Raw genomic sequence first — 21383 nt, 5'->3', positions numbered from 1 at the left:
TCATTGGCATGTCTCAGTACACTGCGTTCAACGTCGAACTGGTCGATAAAATCGCCCATGTGCAGATCAACCGCCCGGAGAAGATCAACTCGATGAACGCGGCGTTCTGGAGCGAGATCGTCGAGATCTTCCGGTGGATCGACGACACCGATGAAGTGCGGGTGGTGGTCCTCAGCGGAGCAGGCAAGCATTTCTCCTCGGGGATCGACCTGATGATGCTGGCCGGCGTGGCCAATGAACTGGGCAAGGACGTGGGACGCAACGCGCGCCTGTTGCGGCGCAAGATCCTCACCCTGCAAGCTTCGTTCAATGCCGTCGATAACTGCCGCAAACCGGTGCTTGCGGCCATTCAGGGTTACTGCCTGGGGGGCGCCATCGACCTGATCGCCGCGTGCGACATGCGTTATGCCGCCGAGGACGCACAGTTTTCGATCAAGGAAATCGACATCGGCATGGCTGCCGACGTTGGCACGCTGCAACGCTTGCCGCGAATCATCGGTGACGGCATGCTGCGCGAACTGGCTTACACTGGTCGCACTTTTGGCGCCGATGAAGCGCGGAGCATGGGCCTGGTCAATCGCGTCTACAGCGACAGCGCCAGCCTGCTAGACGGCGTCATGGGTATTGCCCGGGAAATCGCCGGCAAGTCACCGATCGCGGTCACCGGCACCAAGGAGATGATCAGCTACATGCGTGACCATCGCATCGATGACGGCCTCGAATACATCGCCACCTGGAACGCCGCCATGTTGCAATCCACCGATCTGCGCGTGGCCATGGCCGCCCATATGAGCAAACAGAAACCCGAATTTCTGGATTGATTAACCATGATTCCTCGCTGGACCACCGCAGTACTGGACACCGATCAACCCGGCGGCTGGGCCATCGCGCGCAGCCCCGAAGGCTTTCTGTTCGATGACAACGGCGCACTGTTCGCGCGCGAATGGCTGAAACGTCAGGACCTGTCGATTCTGGCCGAGCATGGCATCGGTCACCTCGATGGCGAGCCGGTCTATCTGCTGGAGTTGCGCAGCCACAGCGAAGTGCCGGGTTGCAACTGGAAAGGCCTGCGGGCGTTCATGCTCGAAGGCGATCACACGCTGTACAAGGTGCTCGGTTACGCCGCGCAGATCGGCACCTGGGCCCGGGAGCACCGCTTTTGCGGTAACTGCGGTCAGGCCATGACCCAGGTGCCGCGCGAGCGCGCGATGTATTGCCAGCCATGTGATCTGCGCAGCTACCCACGGATTTCGCCGAGCATGATTGTCCTGGTGACTCGAGGCGATGAAGTGCTGTTGGCACGTTCACCGCGTTTTGTCAGCGGTGTCTACAGCACATTGGCGGGGTTCGCCGAACCGGGCGAATCGGCCGAGGACTGCCTGATTCGCGAGGTTCGCGAAGAGGTGAGCATCGAGGTCAGGAACATCCAGTACATGGGCAGCCAGTGCTGGCCGTTCCCGCACTCGATGATGCTTGGCTTTCACGCCGAATATGCCGGTGGCGAGATCGTCTGTCAGGAAGACGAGATCGAGGACGCCCAGTGGTTCAACGTGCACGAGCTGCCGCCGTTGCCGGCGTCACGCTCGATTGCCCGTTACCTGATCGACGTCTATGTGGCGCGGCGCTTAGGCCACGCTGAACCAGTGCTGCCAGGCTAGGCGCACGGTCAGGCCCAGCACCACGGTGATGAACACCGGGCGAATGAATTTCGCGCCGCCGCTGATGGCGGTGCGAGCGCCGAAGAAGGCGCCGACCATCAACGATGAGCCCATGCACAGGCCGATGACCCAATCCACCTGACCGGAAAAGATGAAGATCGATAGTGCCGCCGCGTTGCTGACGAAGTTCATGCTGCGCGCCACGCCGCTGGCCTTCACCAGGTCGATGGGGTAGAGCAGCAGGCTGCTCACGGTCCAGAACGCACCCGTGCCGGGACCGGCCACGCCGTCATAGAAGCCGAGGCTGAAGCCTTGGGTCGACTGCCACTTTTTCTTGATCGGTGCGTTGCTATCCAGCGGCGCTTTCGGCGTACCGCCAAACAAGAGATAGACACCGCAAGCGAAAACGATCACCGGCAGCATTTTGTTCAGCCATTCCGCCGGCAGGTAATGGGCGACCACGGCACCGGTCAGCGCGCCGACCAGAGTGCCGACGATGGCGTGGACCCATTGCGCGGGGTGGAACAACTTGCGGCGGTAGAAGGTGAAACTGGCAATGGCCGAGCCGAAGGTCGAACTGAGTTTGTTGGTGCCCAGCACCAGGTGCGGCGGCAGGCCGGCGGTCAGCAAGGCAGGAGTGGTCAATAGCCCACCGCCACCGGCGATGGCGTCGATGAAACCGGCAACAAAAGCGACAAGGGCCAGGATGGCCAGGGTGGAGAGGTCAACGCTAAGTTCGAAAGGCATGGGATCGGCTTAATCGGCGGGTGCAGAAAGGGCTGCGGGGAAGGGGCGACATGTTACCCACACTAACAACACAACACCAATGTGGGAGCGGGCTTGCTCGCGAAGAGGCCGCCAGATCCAGCATAAATGTTGGCTGACACACCGCTTTCGCGAGCAAGCCCGCTCCCACAGGGTTTAGCGTGAAGCTGAATTACAAGCCCAGATCCGACAGCCCCGGATGATCGTCAGGCCGACGCCCCAGCGGCCAGTGGAACTTGCGCTCGCTTTCCTTGATCGGCATGTCGTTGATGCAGGCGAAGCGGCGGGCCATCAGGCCGTCCTCGTTGAACTCCCAGTTTTCGTTGCCGTAGGAGCGGAACCAGTTACCTGAGTCGTCGTGCCATTCATAGGCATAACGCACGGCAATGCGATTGTCGGTAAATGCCCAGAGCTCCTTGATCAGCCGGTAGTTCAGTTCCCTGGCCCATTTGCGGGTCAGGAAGCCCTTGGCCTCTTCGCGGTTGTGGGCGAACTCGGCGCGGTTGCGCCATTGGGTGTCCAGGGTGTAGGCCAGGGACACACGCTCGGGGTCGCGGGAGTTCCAGCCGTCTTCGGCCAGGCGAACTTTTTCAATGGCCGATTCACGGGTGAATGGGGGTAATGGCGGACGAACTTCGGCGTTAGACATTTCAAGTCTCCGTATCAAGTTAAAGTTCAAACAATTGTCGAACTTGATCAGGTTGCTACAGGTCCAATAACTTTCGCGCCATGCATTGCGCATTATCGGCGGCACTGTGATCACCCATTACAAGCGCCACGGTAATGGCACCGTCGATCAGGATCAGCAGCTGTCTGGCCAGCAGTTGCGGATCCTCGGCGCCATGTTCGGTACACAGCTCGCACAGGTAGTCGAGCAGCTTCTGTTTATGTTCTTTGGCGACCAGGCGCACCGGGTCTTGCGGGTCGCCGGTTTCGCCGCTGGTGTTGATGAAGGCGCAGCCGCGGAAACCTTCGCAGGCGAACCACGACTTGAGTACGGTAAACAGGTTGAGCAGTCGCTCGGCCGGGGTTTGTGCCTGGCCGACTGCGCCTCTGTACCAGTGCATCCAGCGCTGGTCGCGGCGTTGCAGGGCCGCCACAACCAGTTCGTCCTTGTTGGCGAAGTAGCGGTAGACGCTTTTTCTGGAGACGCCGGCGGTTTTCACCAGAAGATCCATGCCAGTGGCGGCTATGCCACTTTTGTAGATCAACTTTTCGGTGACATCCAGAATGATGTCGCGTGTGTCGTTGCTAGTGATTTCGTTCATGTGACAAACAGTAGAACGATCGTTCTCCATGGTCAATCGATATTTTTCTAGTGCCTGATAAATGGTCTTCGCGAGCAGGCTCGCTCCCACATGGGAATGCATTCAGCCAGTGAGAGCGAGCCTGCTCGCGAAGGGGACATTACAGACGGTAACAAGACCCGAACCTTTGCATGGTGTAAGCTCATGGGTTCTTCGGATTCGACCCATTGCGAGCCCTATGCCGTCGCTTTTCAAACGCTCCCTGCTGCCCAAGTTGCGCAGTTTTCCGCTGACGGCCGATGCCGTCAGCGTCCTCGCCGGCGCTGCCGAATTCCGTCGTTGCCTGCTGGAGAAAATTGCCAGCGCGACCCGGCGTATCTACATCGTTGCGCTGTACCTGCAACAGGATGAAGCCGGCCAGGAAATACTCGATGCCTTGCACGCGGCCAAACTGGCGCGTCCGGAACTGGACGTGGTGGTGGTCGTCGACTGGCTGCGCGCCCAGCGCGGCCTTATCGGTGCCGGCAAGCAGCCGGGAAACTCCGCGTGGTATCAGGAAGTGACCCGTACCCATGCCAGCGAAGTGCCGATCTACGGCGTCCCGGTACAAACCCGCGAGCTGTTCGGTGTGTTGCACCTTAAAGGCTTCGTGATCGATGACTGGGTGATCTACAGCGGCGCGAGCCTGAACAACGTCTATCTGCACAAGTTCGACAAGTACCGCTACGACCGCTATCACCTGTTGCACAATCGTGAACTGGCCGATTCGATGCAGCACCTGGTGCAGCACGGCCTGGTGGCGTCCAAGGCGGTGCACCGCCTCGACCTGCCGAACCTGCCGACCACCCGCAGCCTGCGCAATGACATTGGTGACCTGCGCAGCCGCCTCAAGCACGCGGCGTACGACACCACGCAGGGCACCACCGACAGGACCGGTTTGTCCGTCAGCCCGCTGCTTGGCGTCGGCAAGAACAATCCGTTGAACCGGGTGATCTGCGAACTGATCGCCAGCGCCCAGCAGCAACTGACCATTTGCACGCCGTACTTCAACCTGCCGCTGGCGATCATCCGCGAGATCAACCGCGCACTGGCCCGTGGGGTGAAGATCGACATTGTGGTCGGCGACAAGACGGCCAACGATTTCTACATTCCGCCGAGCGAACCCTTCCGGGTCATTTCGGCGCTGCCGTACCTGTACGAAATCAGCTTGCGCCGGTTTGCCAAGCGTCATCAACGCAACATAAACAGCGGGCAGTTGAACCTGCACCTGTGGCGAGATGGCGACAACACCTATCACCTCAAGGGCATGTGGATCGACCGGCGCTATACCTTGCTGACCGGCAACAACCTCAACCCGCGGGCGTTTCGACTCGATCTGGAAAACGCCTTGTTGATCGATGACCCCCATGGCGAACTGCTGGAACCGCGTGGCAAAGAGCTGGCGGAGATCTTCCAGCACACCCGGCGCATCGAGCACTTCCAGAACCTGGAAACCCTGGCCGAGTACCCGGCGGGCGTGGCCAAGTTCCTCAAGCGCGTGAGCCGTGTGCGGATAGAGCGGTTGCTTTACCGCATCCTGTAAACCCGGTGGGTCTCAGAAAAGCGATCGCGAGCAAGCTCGCTCCCACAGGGTTATTCGATCAGCGTTCAGCGGGTGGTTTCGGCTAATATGCCCCCACTCGAACAAGAACAGGGCTTGCCGCGATCCATGTCGGAAAAAGACACCATCTCCATTCAACTGGTGCGTGAAGCACTGTTGCAAAGCTGCGCGCCGGGTATCGCCACGGACGAGGTGTTGAGCAAAGTCGGCATCGACCCGCAACTGTTGGGCAGCACCGACGCCCGTGTTCCGGCCACCGCTTATGCGCGCCTGTGGCGGGTGCTGGCACGGCGCGGCGATGATGAGTTCTTTGGCATGGACTTGCGCAAACTGAAATCCGGCAGCTTCGCGTTCCTGTGTCGCGGTGCCATGCTCCAGCCCAACGTGGCGGCGGGAGTGGCCAGTGGCCTGGAGTTTCTGTCGTTGATCCTCGAGCACCTGCCGGCGCAGTTGGTGCGTCAGCAAAGCCTGGCGGAAATCGTCCTGCTGGAGGACGACAAGGACCCGCGCCGGGCCTTCACCTATTTCACTTACTGGATGATCGTGCATGGCGTTGCCTGCTGGCTGGCAGGGCGGCGGATTCCGATCCTGGCCATCGAACTGCGCTGTTCGAAACCGGATTTCTGCGATGACTATCAGGTGATGTTTTCCGAGAACCTGCGCTTCAACCGCCCACGCACGCGGATGATTTTCTCCGCCGATTGCCTGGACCTGCCCATCAAGCGCAGCCCTGAGGAACTCGAGCGATTCCTGGCCCGTGCGCCGGCGAACATTCTGGTGAAGTACCGCGATCCGCAGAGCCTGGCCAGTCGCATCAAACACGACCTGCGCCACCTGCCGGCCGAACACTGGCCGGAAACCGAAGCCCTGGCGCAACGCCTGTGCATGTCGGCCTCAACCTTGCGCCGCCGACTGGCCGAAGAAGGGCAAACCTACCAGGGCCTCAAGGACGGCGTGCGCAAGGAATTGGCGATCGTCTGGCTGGCGGAGCCGGCGATCAGCTTCAGCGAAATCGCCACGCGGCTGGGGTTCGCTGACGTCAGTTCGTTCTACAAGGCGTTTCGCAAGTGGTCGGGGTCGAATCCGGGGCATTACCGCAGCCTGATTCTCAATGATACCGAGTAAGTCAGCAGCGCAATGACCGTATATTCCCGAGCTGTTAACGGCTGCCGGTGGTAGGCCCTGGCAGATTGAGCGTGCCGCTGTCGACGAAACGCATCGTGTTGAACACCCCACCCGAGAGCTTGCCTCGCAGCACGTAGGGCATGTTGTTCAGCGTTTTCATCTGGCTGATGCCATAGGTCTGGCGGATCACCGAAAACGCCGAAACACTGACCGGCACGGTGACGATGGTGTCGGAAAAACGTCCGATCGTACCCTGCACATCGGTGACGCCAGAGGCGAAGGGCTGGCCATTGATGTCCAGGTCCAGGGCAACGCCGCTGTAGGTGAGGGTGTAGTCATTGGGGTTCTGCACGCGGATTCTCACGGCAAAGCGCACTTCCATGCCTTCGCCTTGCAGGGGGTCGACACCCACGACGTTGATTTTCAACGGGTCTCGATTGGGCAAGGAGGAGCAGGCGCCCAGACAGAGCAGGAGGGAAATCAGGACCGCATGGAGGCTGCGCATGGACGTGCTCTCATCTGAAAAAGACTGAACCGCCAGCGGCTCAGCCCTTGAGCCCGACTAGTGGTTCGACTGTGCGACCATCGCAGGCTTTGCGGGTTCATCCCTGGCGGTCACATCGGGGTTCTGCATCACCTGAAGCACGGAGGCCTCCGGATCGAATTCGTCCTCTTCCAGTTCGATGAACTCTTCGGGCAGGAAGATATTAAGAACGATAGCGCACAGCGCGCCGACGGTGATGGGCGATTCGAAAATGTTGTGCAGGGCCTTGGGCAGTTCACGCAAGACTTCCGGCACGGCGGCCACGCCCAGGCCCATGCCGATGGAAATCGCCACGATCAGCATGTTGCGCCGATGCAGGCCGGCCTCGGCGAGAATCTTGATCCCGGCCACCGCGACGGTGCCGAACATCACCAGTTCGGCGCCGCCGAGCACCGGTTTCGGCATCAGTTGCAGTACCGCGCCGATCATCGGGAACAGGCCAAGCACCACCAGCAATCCGGCAATGAAAAACGCCACGTAACGGCTGGCCACACCGGTGAGCTGGATCACCCCGTTGTTCTGGGCGAAGGTCACCATCGGCATGCTGTTGAACACCGCGGCCATGGCCGAGTTGAGGCCATCGGCGAGCAGGCCGGACTTGATCCGGCGAATGTACACTGGGCCCTTGACCGGTTGCCGGGAGATCATCGAGTTGGCCGTGAGGTCGCCCGCGGCCTCCAGCGGCGACACCAGGAAGATCACCGCCACCGGAATGAACGCCACCCAATCGAAGGAGAACCCGTACTTGAAGGGTACCGGTACGCTCATCAGCGGCACTTCAGGCAGGCTGTTGAAATCCACCTGGCCCATGAGCCATGCCACCCCGTAGCCCAGGGTCAGGCCGATGACAATCGCCCCCAGGCGCAGAAACGGCACATCCACCCGGTTCAACACCACGATGGTGCCCAGCACCAGCGCCGCCAGGGCCAGGTGACTGGCCGCCCCAAGATCCGGGGCGCCGAAGCCGCCGGCGATGTCGGTCATCGCCACCTTGATCAGCGACAAACCCATCAGCGTGATGATGGTTCCGGTCACCACCGGGGTGATCAGCATGCGCAGTTTGCCGATGAACTGGCTTAACACCACCTCGATGAACGCGGCAAAGAAGCACACGCCGAAGATGGTCGAGAGAATCTCATCGGTGCCGCCACCCCGGGCCTTGACCATGAAGCCGGCGCTGAGAATCACACTGATGAACGAGAAACTGGTGCCTTGCAGGCACAACAGGCCCGAGCCCACCGGACCGAAGCGCCGCGCCTGCACGAAGGTGCCCAGGCCGGAGACGAACAGTGCCATGCTGATCAGGTAGGGAATTTCGCTTTGCAGGCCCAGGGCGCTGCCCATGATCAGCGTCGGGGTGATGATGCCGACGAAGCTCGCCAGGACGTGTTGCAGGGCGGCAAAGACGGTGGCGGTCAGATGCGGGCGGTCATCGAGGCCGTAGATCAGATCGCTGTGGCGTGGAGCGGGGGCTTTTTCGGAGGCGGTCATGGTGGTTTGCGTGCCAGAAGGCGGGCCGGGTCAGAAAATGGAGGCGCAGGATGCCAGAACCGCCCGGCCACGGCAAAAGAACCTCCAAAACAGCGACTTACAGTCGTGGGGCGAGCACTTCGCCCACACTGCGGCGTTTGGCGTGCAGTTGGCTGGCCTGGATCAACTGTTCGAGGTCTTCGGGCGTGACGTCATAGAACGCTTCCATGTCGGCCAACGCCAGTTTCAGGTCTTCGGCGGTGATGGCCTGACGGTCGACCGGCGGATGATCGGCAGGAATCCTGGCCACCGGTTCGCTGGCGCTCTTGGGGTAACGAACACGGGTCAGGTTGTTGTAGATCAGGGCGCAGAGCAGCATCGTCGCCGCGCTGAGCATCACCGGCCCAATGGCTTTCCAGTCCATGGCAATGGTTGCCGGATCGGCCAACACCAGGGTCAGGGCCAATGCACCGGCCGGTGGATGCAGGCACCGCAGCCAGCACATCAGGATCAACGCCATGCCCGCCGCCAGGCAAGCGCTACCCAAGGTTCGTCCCAGCACATGGGCCACCAGCAGGGCAATCACCCCGGCGCTCAAGTAACCGCCGAGAATCGACCAGGGCTGGGCGAGCGCGCCCGAAGACACGGCAAACAACAGCACCGCCGAGGCCCCTAGCGGGCCGATCAGGTGCTGGGCCACCTCGATGCCGAACACCTGGCTACAGAGCCACACACTCATCAGTGTCCCCAAGGCCATGCCGACGGCGGCGCGGCTCCATTCGGTGGGGCGGGTGTTGATGGCGGCAGGCAACCAGCGAGCAAGCATTCCGAGAAAACTCCGGCAGAAAAAATCGAGGTAAAAAAAGGGCTTAGCTGGGGAACCCAGAAAGCCCTTGAAGTCGTTCCAACTGTTGGGGGAGGAACGCGCACAGTGTGCCGTTCAATTAAGTTACTGACAAATTCATATTAATGAGCTTTTAGTGCATTAATTTTGCTGTAATTTTCTCCGACGGCCGCTTATGTAGCACAACAAACCGCCCAGGGCCGCGAGTGCACTCAAGGCATAAAACATCGTCGGCGCGGGGGTGTGCATCAACATGAAGCCGCAAATCACCGGGCTCAGCGCGCCGCCAAGGGCTGCGAGGTTTTGCGCACCGTAGTAGCTGCCGCGCAGATCTTCCGGCGCCAGGGTGTCGACGAACAGAAACTCGGCCGGGTAAATGATGATTTCACCGAGGGTGAAGATGAACATCGCCACGCACCAGCTCACCAGACTGTCCGCCACGCTGAAGCCGATCAGCCCGAGGATGAACAGGCCGGTGCCGGCCACGATCCATTGGCGCAGTTGCTCACGCTTGAGAAAACGCCCGATCTGGTATTGCAGCAGGATCACGCTGATGGCGTTGCAGGCGAGCAGGGCAGCCATGATTTCCATGGTGTGTTGGGGGTCGCTGGTCACCAGCAGGTACTGCGACAGGTAAAAGGTAAACCGTCCGTGCACCACGGTGCTGAGCAGGCAACCGGCGGTGAACATGATCAGCGTGCGATCGTTTTTCAGGGTGATCAGGGTTTTGAGGAAACTCTGCGCCTGGCCGGTGACAGATGAACTCGCCGGGTCCTTTGCGATCCCGGTCATCAGGAAAATACTGAAAAAAGCGATGGCCGCCGCGATCAGGAAAGGTGCACTGGCAAAGGCCCCGGCAATCAGCACACCGAACATCGGCCCGACGGCGTAGCCGATGTTGGTCAGCGTATAGCTCAAGGAAAACGCCTTGGCGCGCTGGCCCACCGGGAGGTTGTCGCTGAGGATCGCTTTTGAACCGATGAGGAACAGCGATGAAGCGGTTTCGGTGACGATCAGGGTGATCGTGGTCAGGTAAAGGTTTTCAGCAAAGGTCAGCAACACCAGGCCGACCGCGCTGGACGCCATCGAGAGAATCAGCAACCGGCGTTTTTCGAAGCGATCGATGATGTAGCCGCCATACAGGGAGAGCAGGGTGGCGATGAACACTGCAATGCCGAGCAGCAAGCCAACATCCTGCTGGTTGAGGCCCAGCTTGTCGCTGACGAACAGTGTGAGCAACGGGCTGGTGATGGCGCGGCTGACGACGATGGTCAGCGAGCAGATCAGCAGGCGGCGAATGAGGGGGGAGTAGCGGGTCACGGCGCGAATATCCTTATTCGAGCGGGTCGGCATCAGCCCGGTCGTGAGCGCTACTTTAGCAGTCGGCCCCCCTGTCGTTGCTACGGGATTTACTTAAGGTGCAGGAGTACGAAATCATTCTTGTCGAACCGCCCGCTCAGCACTGGCGGCAATGCACCAACGGCTGTGCTTTGCAGTGTCTGGTAGGTGTTGCGGTCCATCATCAGCCACGCCGGGCCCTTGAGGGCTAAAAGCTCCGGTGGGGAGTCAGTGAAAACCGGGTGCAGGTCCTGCGGGATGTTGACCATGAACTTGATGGCCTTCGCGTCTTTGCCCATCCCGTGCATGACCAGCGGCGCCGGGTCTTTTTGCACGAGTTCAAAAGCTTCGCGACTGAAGGTCCGGGTGTCGTAGAGCTGTCGTTGAATGGGCTCGAACTGCAGGATGTAGGACGACCACAGTGCCAGGACCGCGCAGAGGGCCAGTATCTGAGCTCGCCAGCGGGACTGCCTGAGCGCTGCCAGGGCGATCGCTTGCAACACTCCGAGCAGGATGAACAGGGAAGTGAGGTGAGCCACCCCATCGGGGAATTTTTGCCGTACCACCAGCAATGCCGCGATCAGCAGCCCCGGGATCAGCAGCCACAGCCCCTGCATCAACCCCCGCAGCCAGGCAAACCATTGACCCTGCGTCGCGTAAAACGGATACGCCGCCACGATTGCCGCCATGGGCAACATCGGCAGCAGGTAGCGGGCCTTTTTCGCCTGGGGAATGGAAAGGCCGAGCATTACGATCAGTCCGGCCGCCACGCAGTAATGCATCAGGCGCAATGCCGGCCCGGTTTCCCTCGAACCGGTTAACGCAGCGGCCCCAAGCGTCAGCACGGCCAACGGCCAGGCCAGCGCGTAATTGCCCATCGAGCTGGTGAAGTAATACAACGCTCCGTTGGACCCTTCGCTACCGTCCATGCGTCCCAGGAACTGCATGCGAATCACTTCCTGCAGGAAGGCCGGGCCGCCGCTGACGCCTGCCAGCCACAACAGCAGCCCAATGCACACCGCCAGCAGTACCGATGCCAGCAATCCGAAGACCATCAGCCGTCGCCATTGGCGATCAAGCAGAAAACAGCTGCAGAGCATCCCCGCAGGAATGACCAGGCCGATGGGCCCACGAATCCAGAAGCCCAGCATCAGCAAGGCAAAGATCAGAACCCGGCGGCGCGGCGCCGCGAAATGATCGGCGGCATAGCCAAGGTAGAAAACGCTGAACGCGACGGCCGCCAGCATCAGGTCGAGGGAAACGGCATGGGTTTGCGTGATGAAGGTATTGGTCAACAGCATCAAGGCGATGCTCAACAGCGCCCAGCGCGTGGAGTAGGGTGCCAACAGGCGGTACATCAAGCTGACGATGACCGCTGCGGCGATGGCACTCGGCAGCCATGCGGTCAGGCTGCTGACCTGGCCGAACGGCAGCGAAAGCAGCCAGATGAATACCGTTGAAAGTCCCGAATAGTCGGCGTAGGGCTGGCCATAGGTCGTCGGAAAAAACGACGGTCCATTGCGCAGCATCTCCTGGGCGAACAGCACGAAGCGCGAATCGAAACCGATGACCGCTTGCTGGTAAATCCCGGCGCAGAACAACAACAGCGCCAACAGACCCAGCGCGAGGGACTGTTGGCGGATGTGAGGGAGCATGGTGTTCAGGCAACCACTGACTCGGCAAACCATTGCTGGTACGGAATCGGCAATTTGCTCGACTCACCCCGGCCGATCGGAAAGTAGGTGAAACCGATGCGTGCCAGGCGGTCCGAGTCGTAAAGGTTGCGGCCGTCGAAGATCACCGGTGCATTGAGCCGCTGCTGGATCAGCTGGAAGTCCGGCGCCTTGAACTGTTGCCATTCGGTGCAGATGATCAGTGCATCGGCACCGGACAGGACCGACTCGGGCGTGCCCATGAGCATCAGCTTCGATTCATCGGGATACAGCTTTTGGGTTTCCTGCATGGCTTCCGGGTCGAACGCACGGACATTCGCCCCGGCGGCCCACAAGGATTCGAGCAACACCCGGCTCGGCGCATCGCGCATGTCGTCGGTATTTGGCTTGAACGCCAGGCCCCACAAGGCAAACGTCTTGCCATGCAAGTCGCCCTTGTAGAACGCGTTGATGCGCTCGAACAGCTTGTATTTCTGTCGCTCGTTGATGGCTTCCACCGCTTGCAGCAGGTCGCTGGAGCAATGGGCCTGCTCGGCGCTGTGGATCAGGGCGCGCATGTCCTTGGGGAAACATGAGCCACCGTAGCCGCAACCGGGGTAGATGAAGTGATAGCCGATGCGGGAGTCGGCGCCGATGCCCAGGCGTACCGATTCGATGTCGGCACCCAGGTGTTCGGCCAGTTCTGCGATCTGGTTGATGAAGCTGATCTTGGTCGCCAGCATGCAGTTGGCGGCGTACTTGGTCAGCTCGGCGCTGCGCAGGTCCATGAACATGATGCGCTCATGGTTGCGGTTGAAGGGCGAGTACAGGTCACGCATCACGTCACGCACTTCTTCGCGTTCACAGCCGATGACGATACGGTCCGGGCGTCGGCAGTCGGCCACGGCCGAACCCTCTTTCAAGAATTCCGGATTGGAGACGATATCGAACTGCAATACGCGCCCGGCGCTGAGCAGGCATTTATCGATGTGTGCACGCAAGGCATCGCCGGTGCCGACCGGGACAGTGGATTTCTCCACCAGGATCGCCGGTTGCTCGCGATGACGGGCCACGGCGTCGCCCACCGACATCACGTAGCGCAAGTCCGCCGAGCCGTCGTCCCGGGACGGAGTACCGACTGCGATGAACAACACTTGTCCGTGCTGTACCGCGAACTTTTCGTCGCTGGTGAACTGCAACCGCCTGGCGTCCAGACCTTCGCGTACCAGGCTGGCCAGCCCGGGTTCGAATATGCTTACGTGGCCCTGTTGGAGCAGTTCGACTTTATTCTCGTCAACGTCCATGCAAACCACATCGTGGCCGACTTCCGCCAATACTGCTGCCTGCACCAGGCCGACATATCCGCTACCAAATACACTGATTTTCATGGGGCACTCCTTGATTCGGGCGCACGAGCAGGTCGAGAGTTGATGGTAATGACGCCGAGGATGACCAAGGCCACGCCAAGGCTTTTTGCAAGGCTGAACGTTTCGTTGAACAGCGGCAGGCTGGCGGCTAGCAGGTACACCAATGCGTAGCTGATGCTCAGCAACGAGTAGGCACGACCCAGGGGCAGGTCCCGCAGGGCGGCGAGCCAGCAGAGCATCGACAGGGCGTAGGCGAAGATGGCCAGGAGCACTACGGCAACCGCTGTCAGGTCGACGGGGGCGCTGAGCCATTGTTCGGGTTGTGGCAGGTGGCTCATGCTCCAGCGCATGCCCAGTTGGGCGGCGCTGACCAGCAACACACTGCCCAGTGCGAAGGTGATGCCGCGACTCAGGTTCATGCGTGTTGCCCCAGCAATGCCACGCCGCCGATCACCAGCGCCACACCGAGCCAGTGGCGGCGGTCGATGGTTTCGTGGAACACGAAACGCGCCACCAGGGTGATCAGCACGAAGTTCAGGCTCAGCATCGGGTAGGCAATCCCGACTTCCAGGCGTTGCAGCACCAGCAGCCATACCAGCAGGCCCAGGCCCAATGAGGCCAGGGCCAGCCAAAGCCAGGGCGAACGCAGTTTGTCCGCCCACCCGGAAGGTTTGCCGCGCCAGCTTTCTACCGCATATTTCTGGGCGATCTGGCCCAGGCAGGTCAGCAGGCAGGCCACCAGCAGCAATAGCAGGCTCATGGTGCCGCCTGAGGAATAATCAAAATCACCAGATTGCCTTGTTCATACCGCTTGCCCTCTTTGGGCAACAGTTCAAGTTCGCGCAGCTCTTCTTCGCCCTTGACCCGCATGACCACACCCACCGAGCCTTGCTGGCGGGCATCGTGCATCCATTGTTGCACCTGATCGGAGTCGACGCGCTGTTCAAGCGAGTCAGGATAGGCAAGGCCATATTTCAATTCGCCTATCGTGTTGAAAAAAGCCACGTCCGGCCGTTTCACCCGCCAGGACAACGCCGACGCGGCACCCAGATCGTTGCTCAATAATTTGGCACTCTGGCCAAGTTCCTCGGCGTGATCGAGGATGAATTGGTCAGGGGTTTTATTGGCGACGACGGAGTTGGGCAGTCCGGCGGGCAGCACGGCGGCGAGCAACAGGCTGCCAAAAGCCGGGGCCGCCCAGCACTGCAATGGGCGCAAGGCCTGCAGCAGGTTGGCCATGATCCAGCCGATCAAACCGATGAACACCAATACCAGGTTGTGCAGTTCATGATCGTAGATAGGCTTTTTCAGTTGCAGATAAACCAGGGTCAGCAGGGTGGCCACACCCACTGCCAGGTTCAGCAGGCCATTGATGCCCAGGGCGCGACCTTGCTCCAGCTTCAATCGGTTAGCCAGTGCATGGCCGAGCAACAATGCCAGGGGCAGCAGGCACGGCAGGATGTAGGCCGGCAACTTGCCCTTGCTCAGGCTGAAGAAGAACAACGGCATCCACAGCCACAGCAGCAGGAAACCGATATTGGTTTGGCGCCGGGTCTGCCAGGCTTGCTTGAGCGCGGGTGGCAGCATGGCAACCCACGGCATGCTGAACGCCACCAGCAGCGGCAGGTAGTACCACCATGGCGCGTCATGCTGGGCATCTTCCCCGGCAAAACGGCGGATGTGCTCGTGCCAGAAGAAGAATCGCCAGTAGTCGGGCTCCTGGGCGTGTACAGCCAGTGCCCATGGCAGGCTGACGACAATGGCGACCACGATCGCCACAGGGCCATAGACCAACAGTTCACGCCAGCGTTTTTGCCAGATCATCCAGGGCAGGGCGATCAGCACCGGCAACAGCCAGGCCAGGAAGCCCTTGGTCATGAAGCCCATGCCGCAAGCGAGGCCCAACACCGTCCACGCGATCAAGCGTTGCCCACGGCTCTTGCTGTCGAGCGCGAACCATAGCGCCGCCAGGCTCAGGTTCACCCAAAAGGTGAATTGCGGATCGAGGTTGGCGTACCCCGCCATAGCCGCAATGATGGTGAAGCTCATGAAGATCACGGCGCAGGCGAGACTCTTGCGCGGCTCGTTCCACATCCGGCGGGCGACCAGATAGCACAGCAACACACCCAAAGCGGTGCTCAGTGCCGAGGCGAAGCGCACTCCGAACAGGTTCTGGCCGAACAGCGCCTGACCGATGGCAATCATCCAGTAGCCGGCCGCGGGTTTTTCGAAATAGCGCACGTCCATGAAATGCGGCGACACCCAGTTGCCGCTCAGGAGCATGCCCTGGCTGATCTGGGCGTAGCGGGTTTCATCGGGAATCCATAAACCGTGACTGCCCAGTGGCAGCAGGTACGCCAGAGCCATCATGGTCAGCAATAACGGCAAAGCCCAGCGTTTGCTCATGCGCCTTGCACTCCCAGCCAGCCTTCGCGACCTTCGAGCGCACCGCGTACCACGCGGCCGATCGGCAAACTGTCAGGGGCCTGGGGCAACAAGTCGCCCAAGGGGTGAAAACAAATGTCTCGCTGATGTGCATCGCTCAGCAGTTGACGGAAATCGTTGGCCATCAGAATCCCTTCTACCTCGGCATGGATAGTGTAGACATCGAGCTTTTCCGGGCTGAACCGGTCCAGGATGAACCTGTTGAAGTCCTTGGCGGCGACGGTCGGGCCGACCACTTCGTCGAAGGTCGGCAGGTTCACCGGGATTTGCGGTGTGCCCAGTCGACCATTGGCCAGTTGCGGCTGGAACAGGCTCTGGCCACGACAATCACTGTTGTAGCGAAAACCGAAACCCTGCTTGGCTTCGATCACACGCTCGTCGGCACGCCAGCCGGCGGACGCCGAGCAGGTGATCTTTTCCCCGAGAATGTCGCTGAGGGTGTCCACGCCACGGCGTATCTGCTCGACCAGTTGTGCGTCGCTCCAGCGCCCGGCATTGGCCTGCCAGCCATGGTGATCCCAGGCGTGCAAACCCACCTCATGCCCGGCATCCCGGGCCTGGCGCATCAAGTGCCCCAGGTCGCGGCCGATCGGTTTCCCGGGCCATGCGGTGCCGGCCAGCAGAATGTCCCAGCCATACAGGCCGGCAGCGTTGGAGCGGAGCATTTTCCAGAGAAACTGCGGACGAATGAGACGCCACAAGTGGCGCCCCATGTTGTCCGGCCCGACACTGAAGAAGAACGTCGCCTTGACCTGAGCTTCATCAAGGATTTCCAGCAACCGGGGAACCCCTTCACGGGTGCCCCGGTAGGTGTCGACATCGATCCGAAGGCCTGCCTGCATCAGCATGATTCTTCTGTAGGGCGCTCTGCGATTTCGAGCATGGCCTCGCGCAAGAAGAAGTCCAGGGTGTTGCCGATGGTTTCGCTCATCTCAACGGTTGGCGTCCAGTCCAGCAGGCGCTTGGCGTTGGCGATGCTTGGCTTGCGGTGCGACACGTCCTGGTAACCGGTGCCGTAGAACGCCTTGCTCTCGATGTCGCGGAAACCGGCGAACGGAGGGAAGTTGGCGCGCAACGGATGAGCTTCAAACTGACGCAGCAACTCTTCGCCTAACTGACGGATGCTGGCCTCGTTGTCCGGGTTGCCGATGTTGATGATCTGGCCATTGCAGACATCGTTTTCGTTGTCGATGATCCGTGCCAGGGCTTCCACACCGTCGGCGATGTCGGTGAAGCAACGTTTCTGCTCGCCACCGTCGAACAGGCGAATCGGTGTACCTTCCACCAGGTTCAGGATCAGCTGGGTAATCGCCCGGGAACTGCCGATACGGGCCGAATCCAGGCGGTCCAGGCGTGGGCCCATCCAGTTGAACGGACGGAACAGGGTGAAGTTCAGGCCCTTCTGGCCGTAGGCCCAGATCACGCGGTCCAGCAGTTGCTTGGAGACCGAGTAGATCCAGCGTTGCTTGTTGATCGGGCCGACCACCAGGTTGGAGGTGTCTTCGTCGAAGTTGTTGTCCTGGCACATGCCATAGACTTCCGACGTCGACGGGAAGATCACGCGCTTGTTGTACTTGACGCAATAGCGAACCAGCTTCAGGTTCTCTTCGAAGTCCAGTTCGAATACACGCAGCGGGTTACGGGTGTATTCGATTGGCGTGGCGATGGCCACCAGTGGCAGCACCACGTCGCACTTCTTGATGTGGTATTCGATCCACTCGGAGTGAATGCTGATGTCGCCTTCGACGAAGTGGAAATGCGGGTGGCTGCGCAGGCGGTCAATGGCGTCCGAGCCGATATCCAGGCCATAGACTTCGTAACGGTCGTCGCTCAGCAGGCGCTCGGACAAGTGATTGCCGATGAAACCATTGACGCCGAGGATCAACACGCGGGTGCGGCGTGGCGCACGACCGGATTCGGCACCGCGCAACACGGAACCGTCCACCAGGCCCAGTTCGTTGGCCAGTTGCGGGCCGCTCAGGTACAGACCGTTGTCGTTGCGCTGGCCGGCGTTGATGATCAGCGAGTCTTGACCGCAGGCGATGCGCAGCGGGTCGACGCTGATGACGCGACCAGGCGCAAGGCCTTCGTTGCCCTTGGCGACTTCTGCGCTCCAGACAATCAGCTTGTGCTCGCCCACCGCACAGAAGGCGCCCGGGTACGGCTGGGTAACCGCGCGAACCAGATTGAAAAGCTCTTCGGCCGGCCTGGCCCAGACCAGTTTGCCGTCGGCCGGGGTGCGGCGGCCAAACACCGTGGCTTTGGATTCGTCTTGCGGTGTTTCAGTGGCCTTGCCTTGCAGCAGGGCCGGCAAGGTGTCGCGCAGCAGGTCTGCTGCCGCCGTGCGCAATTTGCCGTGCAGGCTCAGCGCCGTGTCGCTGCGTTTTATCGCGACTTTCTGTTGGGCGACGATGGCGCCCGCATCGGCACGCTTGACCATGCGGTGCAGGGTCACGCCGGTTTCGGTTTCGCCGTTGACCAGCACCCAGTTGGCCGGTGCGCGACCACGGTAGCGCGGCAGCAGCGAACCGTGCAGGTTGAACGCGCCTCTGCGCGCAGTGGCCAGCAGTGGTTCGCTCAGCAGGTTGCGGTAGTAGAAGGAGAAAATGTAGTCGGGGTCGAGCTTGGCGATACGCTCGATCCACAGCGGATGGTTGGCGTCTTCCGGTGCATGCACGACAATGCCGTGGCGGGCGCACAGTTGCGCGACGGAGCCGTAGAACGCGTTCTCCTTCGGATCGTCGGCGTGGGTGAACACCGCCGCAATCTCGAAACCGGAGCAGAGCAGGGATTCGATGCCGGCGCAGCCAATATCGTGATAGGCGAAGACAATAGCTTTTGCACTCATGAAGGAACCTGATCTGAAGAAGTGGAAGTAAGGCCGTCGACAGTTACAACGGAAGCGGGGGCGGCGGGCTGGCTGCGCAGCACCTTTTCAACGAAGAAGCGCGGACGCGCGCGTACGTCGCTGTACATGCGGCCCAGGTATTCACCCAGCAGGCCCATGCCGATGAATTGACCACCGGTGAAGACAAACAGTACGGCAAACAGTACGAAGGTACCGCCACCGGCCCAACCGGCGCCGAACACCAGGCGCAGCAGGATCAAGGCTATGGCGAACAGGATGCCCAGCGCCGCCATGCCCACGCCGACGATGCTCAGCAGTCGCAGCGGCGTGGTCGTCATGCAGGTGACCAGGTCGAACATGAGGTTGATCAGGCGCATGGGGCTGTACTTGGAGTCGCCATGTTCACGCTCGGCGTGGGTCACGGGGATTTCCGTGGTATGGCGGGCAAAGCTGTTGGCCAGGATCGGAATGAAGGTGCTGCGTTCACGGCAGGCGAGCATGGCGTCGACAATGGTGCGTCGGTAGGCCCGCAGCATGCAGCCGTAGTCACTCATGGCCACACCGGTGGAACGTTGCACGGCAAGGTTGATCAGCTTCGATGGCCAGCGGCGCAGGGCCGAGTCCTGGCGGTTGTTGCGCACCGTCGCGACGACGTCGTAGCCAAGTTCGGCCTGCTCAATCAGTCGCGGGATTTCTTCGGGCGGGTTTTGCAGGTCGGCATCGAGGGTGATGACGACATCGCCCTTGCACTGCTCGAAACCGGCCATGATCGCCGCATGCTGGCCGTAGTTACGGTTGAGGATCACCGCCACAACAGGGCTGCCTTCGCGGGAGGCGGCGTCTTCCAGAATCTGTGCGGAGTCGTCGCGGCTGCCGTCGTCGACCAGAACGATCTCGTAGGGATGGGTCAATTGCTGACACGCTGCTTCGGTGCGACGAAGCAACTCTGGCAGGCTTTCCTGTTCGTTGTAGACCGGAATGACGATCGAAACGAAGTTGATTGGGTAGGGTCTCAAAGGCTTCTGTCCATGCAGTTTTCAATGGCGCCGACGACGCGCTCGACATCATCGGAGGTCATGTCGGGGAACAACGGGATCGAACACAGCCGCGCCGAATTCCATTCGGTGTTGGGCAGGTACAGGTTGGGGTAACGTTGTCGATAGTAGGTGTGCAGGTGCGTTGCAATGAAGTGAATGCCGGTGCCTATATTCTGTTCCTGGAGGGCTTTCATGAACGCTTCTCGATCCAGTCCGCAACGCTCGGCGTCGATACGCAGGATGAACAGGTGCCAGGCGTGTTTTTGCGAATGGGCGGGAACGGCCAGGGGTTGCACGGGCAAGCCTTCCAGGCGCTGCAAGTAGGTCTGTGCCAGTGAAGTGCGCTTGGCATTTATCTCGTCCAGGCGTTCCAGTTGCACCAGCGCGATGGCCGCGTTGATGTCAGCCAGATTGTACTTGAAACCGGGCTCGACCACTTGGGCCTGAGGCTTGCGGCCGTGGGTCAGGCGGTCGTAGGCATCAACCCCCAGCCCGTGAAACCTGAGCATGCGTACCCGTGAGGCCAAGGCTTCATCGTCGCTGACGAACATGGCGCCTTCGGCGCAGGTCATGTTCTTGATCGCGTGGAACGAAAAGATCGCAGTGCCTTTGGAGCCGACGTGACGACCTTTGTAGACAGTGCCTGCCGCGTGGGCGGCGTCTTCGATCACGGCTATGCCGTGTTTGTCGGCGAGGGCGTAGAGCGGATCGAGATCGAATGCCGCACCGGCGTAATGCACCGGGATGATGGCTTTGGTGCGCGGCGTGATCGCAGCTTCGATAGAGGCTACGTCGGTCATCAGCGTGTCGCGGTCGATATCGACGAACACTGGCGTGGCACCCAGCAGGGTGATCATGTTGGCGGTGGAAACCCAGGTCTGCGACGGCGTAATGACTTCATCGCCGGGACCGACACCCATTGCCAACAGGGTGATATGCATTCCGCCGGTGGCCGAGGAAAGTGCCACGGCATGTCGGCAACCGACGTAGTTGGCGAAGTGTTCTTCCAGCGCCTGGTTCTTCGGTCCGGTAGTGATCCATCCGGAGCGCAATACTTGCTCTACGGCAGCGATTTCTTCGTCGCCGATACTGGGACGGGAGAAAGGGAGAAACGCCTGACTCATAGGCACCTCAGGGGCTGTAAACGTAAATAGCCTTTGAGGCTAAAGGGATCCAGAAATCAGCTTAGACGCTAAATCAGAACCTGCATCAAATCAAATAGTTACCGGTTGGCGGTAAAAATCTGCATTGGTTGACTTTTTTCGCCACGGGCGGCAGGTTGGACGTCCATTCGGGTTGCGTCGAGTTTATAGAAGGTTATGCCCGATTTTGTGAAAGGAACATGAAAAAACGGTTGGGGAATCGTTTATCTGAAGGCTATTAAGCCGTTGTTCAGACTTCCGACATTTATGGTAGTTCCTAGGAAAAGTCCTACAGCGGTAA

At 60.5% G+C, this 21383-nt stretch carries 20 protein-coding genes; 4 read left to right on the top strand and 16 right to left on the bottom strand.

Annotation, left to right across the window (positions count from 1 at the left end; genetic code table 11):
* Positions 1–8: 8 nt before the first annotated feature.
* Positions 9–821: a crotonase/enoyl-CoA hydratase family protein gene (locus ACM6G4_RS27940; RefSeq protein ID WP_414915068.1), complete on the top strand. Its 813-nt coding sequence runs from the start codon at positions 9–11 to the stop codon at positions 819–821.
* A 6-nt stretch (positions 822–827) separates the two neighbouring features.
* Positions 828–1658 (top strand): NAD(+) diphosphatase, encoded by an 831-nt coding sequence (gene nudC / locus ACM6G4_RS27935; protein ID WP_046037107.1) that lies wholly within the window; start codon positions 828–830, stop codon positions 1656–1658.
* Here nudC and ACM6G4_RS27930 read toward each other — a convergent pair.
* The 3 genes from ACM6G4_RS27930 to ACM6G4_RS27920 form a co-directional block, all read right to left on the bottom strand.
* A complete protein-coding gene (locus ACM6G4_RS27930; protein ID WP_056727498.1) occupies positions 1626–2405 on the bottom strand; it encodes a TSUP family transporter in 780 nt (259 codons plus the stop codon). The two genes, nudC and ACM6G4_RS27930, sit on opposite strands and share 33 nt — an antisense overlap.
* Before the next feature lie 190 nt (positions 2406–2595).
* Positions 2596–3072, bottom strand: a complete 477-nt coding sequence (locus ACM6G4_RS27925) for a DUF1348 family protein (RefSeq protein ID WP_056727496.1) — start codon at positions 3070–3072, stop codon at positions 2596–2598.
* Positions 3073–3127: 55 nt separating this feature from the next.
* The gene (locus ACM6G4_RS27920; RefSeq protein WP_056727494.1) at positions 3128–3691 is read right to left on the bottom strand and encodes a TetR/AcrR family transcriptional regulator; all 564 of its coding nucleotides are present in this window, start codon (positions 3689–3691) and stop codon (positions 3128–3130) included.
* 217 nt (positions 3692–3908) lie between these two features.
* On the opposite strand from ACM6G4_RS27920, the gene pssA reads away from it, so the two are divergent.
* Positions 3909–5252: a CDP-diacylglycerol--serine O-phosphatidyltransferase gene (gene pssA / locus ACM6G4_RS27915; RefSeq protein ID WP_056727493.1), complete on the top strand. Its 1344-nt coding sequence runs from the start codon at positions 3909–3911 to the stop codon at positions 5250–5252.
* A 126-nt stretch (positions 5253–5378) separates the two neighbouring features.
* Positions 5379–6395 (top strand): AraC family transcriptional regulator, encoded by a 1017-nt coding sequence (locus ACM6G4_RS27910; protein ID WP_414915114.1) that lies wholly within the window; start codon positions 5379–5381, stop codon positions 6393–6395.
* Positions 6396–6429: 34 nt separating this feature from the next.
* On the opposite strand, the gene ACM6G4_RS27905 is transcribed toward ACM6G4_RS27910, so the two are convergent.
* From ACM6G4_RS27905 to arnB, 13 genes are all read right to left on the bottom strand, one after another.
* Entirely contained in the window at positions 6430–6900 is a 471-nt protein-coding gene (locus ACM6G4_RS27905; RefSeq protein WP_056727489.1) for an LEA type 2 family protein, read from the bottom strand.
* A gap of 57 nt (positions 6901–6957) precedes the next feature.
* Positions 6958–8430: a nucleobase:cation symporter-2 family protein gene (locus ACM6G4_RS27900; protein WP_056727487.1), complete on the bottom strand. Its 1473-nt coding sequence runs from the start codon at positions 8428–8430 to the stop codon at positions 6958–6960.
* 97 nt (positions 8431–8527) lie between these two features.
* Positions 8528–9235: an HPP family protein gene (locus ACM6G4_RS27895; RefSeq protein WP_414915067.1), complete on the bottom strand. Its 708-nt coding sequence runs from the start codon at positions 9233–9235 to the stop codon at positions 8528–8530.
* A 159-nt stretch (positions 9236–9394) separates the two neighbouring features.
* On the bottom strand, positions 9395–10606 hold the full coding sequence (locus tag ACM6G4_RS27890; protein ID WP_414915066.1) for an MFS transporter: 1212 nt from the start codon (positions 10604–10606) through the stop codon (positions 9395–9397).
* A 56-nt stretch (positions 10607–10662) separates the two neighbouring features.
* Positions 10663–12246 (bottom strand): ArnT family glycosyltransferase, encoded by a 1584-nt coding sequence (locus tag ACM6G4_RS27885; RefSeq protein WP_414915065.1) that lies wholly within the window; start codon positions 12244–12246, stop codon positions 10663–10665.
* A 5-nt stretch (positions 12247–12251) separates the two neighbouring features.
* The gene (locus ACM6G4_RS27880) at positions 12252–13631 is read right to left on the bottom strand and encodes a UDP-glucose dehydrogenase family protein (protein WP_056727483.1); all 1380 of its coding nucleotides are present in this window, start codon (positions 13629–13631) and stop codon (positions 12252–12254) included.
* Complete coding sequence (gene arnF / locus ACM6G4_RS27875; RefSeq protein ID WP_056727481.1) at positions 13628–14029, bottom strand: 4-amino-4-deoxy-L-arabinose-phosphoundecaprenol flippase subunit ArnF; 402 nt, start codon at positions 14027–14029, stop codon at positions 13628–13630. Before arnF ends, ACM6G4_RS27880 begins: the two co-directional genes overlap by 4 nt.
* On the bottom strand, positions 14026–14370 hold the full coding sequence (gene arnE, locus ACM6G4_RS27870; protein ID WP_223541455.1) for a 4-amino-4-deoxy-L-arabinose-phosphoundecaprenol flippase subunit ArnE: 345 nt from the start codon (positions 14368–14370) through the stop codon (positions 14026–14028). The genes arnF and arnE overlap by 4 nt, the downstream gene beginning before the upstream one ends.
* Positions 14367–16016 (bottom strand): lipid IV(A) 4-amino-4-deoxy-L-arabinosyltransferase, encoded by a 1650-nt coding sequence (gene arnT / locus ACM6G4_RS27865; RefSeq protein ID WP_414915064.1) that lies wholly within the window; start codon positions 16014–16016, stop codon positions 14367–14369. Before arnT ends, arnE begins: the two co-directional genes overlap by 4 nt.
* Positions 16013–16897: a 4-deoxy-4-formamido-L-arabinose-phosphoundecaprenol deformylase gene (gene arnD / locus ACM6G4_RS27860; RefSeq protein ID WP_414915063.1), complete on the bottom strand. Its 885-nt coding sequence runs from the start codon at positions 16895–16897 to the stop codon at positions 16013–16015. Before arnD ends, arnT begins: the two co-directional genes overlap by 4 nt.
* Positions 16897–18903: a bifunctional UDP-4-amino-4-deoxy-L-arabinose formyltransferase/UDP-glucuronic acid oxidase ArnA gene (gene arnA, locus ACM6G4_RS27855; RefSeq protein WP_414915062.1), complete on the bottom strand. Its 2007-nt coding sequence runs from the start codon at positions 18901–18903 to the stop codon at positions 16897–16899. The genes arnD and arnA overlap by 1 nt, the downstream gene beginning before the upstream one ends.
* Positions 18900–19919, bottom strand: coding sequence for an undecaprenyl-phosphate 4-deoxy-4-formamido-L-arabinose transferase (gene arnC, locus ACM6G4_RS27850; protein ID WP_223541452.1), 1020 nt, complete (start codon positions 19917–19919; stop codon positions 18900–18902). The genes arnA and arnC overlap by 4 nt, the downstream gene beginning before the upstream one ends.
* On the bottom strand, positions 19916–21064 hold the full coding sequence (gene arnB, locus ACM6G4_RS27845; RefSeq protein ID WP_414915061.1) for a UDP-4-amino-4-deoxy-L-arabinose aminotransferase: 1149 nt from the start codon (positions 21062–21064) through the stop codon (positions 19916–19918). The genes arnC and arnB overlap by 4 nt, the downstream gene beginning before the upstream one ends.
* Positions 21065–21383 lie beyond the last annotated feature (319 nt).

The sequence above is a fragment of the Pseudomonas sp. IT-P258 genome (assembly GCF_949767825.1).
Classification (GTDB): domain Bacteria; phylum Pseudomonadota; class Gammaproteobacteria; order Pseudomonadales; family Pseudomonadaceae; genus Aquipseudomonas; species Aquipseudomonas monachiensis.
This window is presented reverse-complemented; position numbering and strand designations above follow the sequence as displayed.

Coding starts and splice junctions, on each gene's coding strand:
- arnD (WP_414915063.1), bottom strand. CDS start 16,897: ATGCAGGCAGGCCTTCGGATCGATGTCGACACCTACCGGGGCACCCGT.
- ACM6G4_RS27925 (WP_056727496.1), bottom strand. CDS start 3,072: ATGTCTAACGCCGAAGTTCGTCCGCCATTACCCCCATTCACCCGTGAA.
- ACM6G4_RS27890 (WP_414915066.1), bottom strand. CDS start 10,606: ATGCCGACCCGCTCGAATAAGGATATTCGCGCCGTGACCCGCTACTCC.
- ACM6G4_RS27940 (WP_414915068.1), top strand. CDS start 9: ATGTCTCAGTACACTGCGTTCAACGTCGAACTGGTCGATAAAATCGCC.
- ACM6G4_RS27895 (WP_414915067.1), bottom strand. CDS start 9,235: ATGCTTGCTCGCTGGTTGCCTGCCGCCATCAACACCCGCCCCACCGAA.
- ACM6G4_RS27910 (WP_414915114.1), top strand. CDS start 5,379: ATGTCGGAAAAAGACACCATCTCCATTCAACTGGTGCGTGAAGCACTG.
- arnT (WP_414915064.1), bottom strand. CDS start 16,016: ATGAGCAAACGCTGGGCTTTGCCGTTATTGCTGACCATGATGGCTCTG.
- ACM6G4_RS27920 (WP_056727494.1), bottom strand. CDS start 3,691: ATGAACGAAATCACTAGCAACGACACACGCGACATCATTCTGGATGTC.
- ACM6G4_RS27930 (WP_056727498.1), bottom strand. CDS start 2,405: ATGCCTTTCGAACTTAGCGTTGACCTCTCCACCCTGGCCATCCTGGCC.
- ACM6G4_RS27900 (WP_056727487.1), bottom strand. CDS start 8,430: ATGACCGCCTCCGAAAAAGCCCCCGCTCCACGCCACAGCGATCTGATC.
- ACM6G4_RS27905 (WP_056727489.1), bottom strand. CDS start 6,900: ATGCGCAGCCTCCATGCGGTCCTGATTTCCCTCCTGCTCTGTCTGGGC.
- nudC (WP_046037107.1), top strand. CDS start 828: ATGATTCCTCGCTGGACCACCGCAGTACTGGACACCGATCAACCCGGC.
- arnF (WP_056727481.1), bottom strand. CDS start 14,029: ATGAACCTGAGTCGCGGCATCACCTTCGCACTGGGCAGTGTGTTGCTG.
- pssA (WP_056727493.1), top strand. CDS start 3,909: ATGCCGTCGCTTTTCAAACGCTCCCTGCTGCCCAAGTTGCGCAGTTTT.
- arnB (WP_414915061.1), bottom strand. CDS start 21,064: ATGAGTCAGGCGTTTCTCCCTTTCTCCCGTCCCAGTATCGGCGACGAA.
- ACM6G4_RS27880 (WP_056727483.1), bottom strand. CDS start 13,631: ATGAAAATCAGTGTATTTGGTAGCGGATATGTCGGCCTGGTGCAGGCA.
- arnE (WP_223541455.1), bottom strand. CDS start 14,370: ATGAGCCTGCTATTGCTGCTGGTGGCCTGCCTGCTGACCTGCCTGGGC.
- ACM6G4_RS27885 (WP_414915065.1), bottom strand. CDS start 12,246: ATGCTCCCTCACATCCGCCAACAGTCCCTCGCGCTGGGTCTGTTGGCG.
- arnA (WP_414915062.1), bottom strand. CDS start 18,903: ATGAGTGCAAAAGCTATTGTCTTCGCCTATCACGATATTGGCTGCGCC.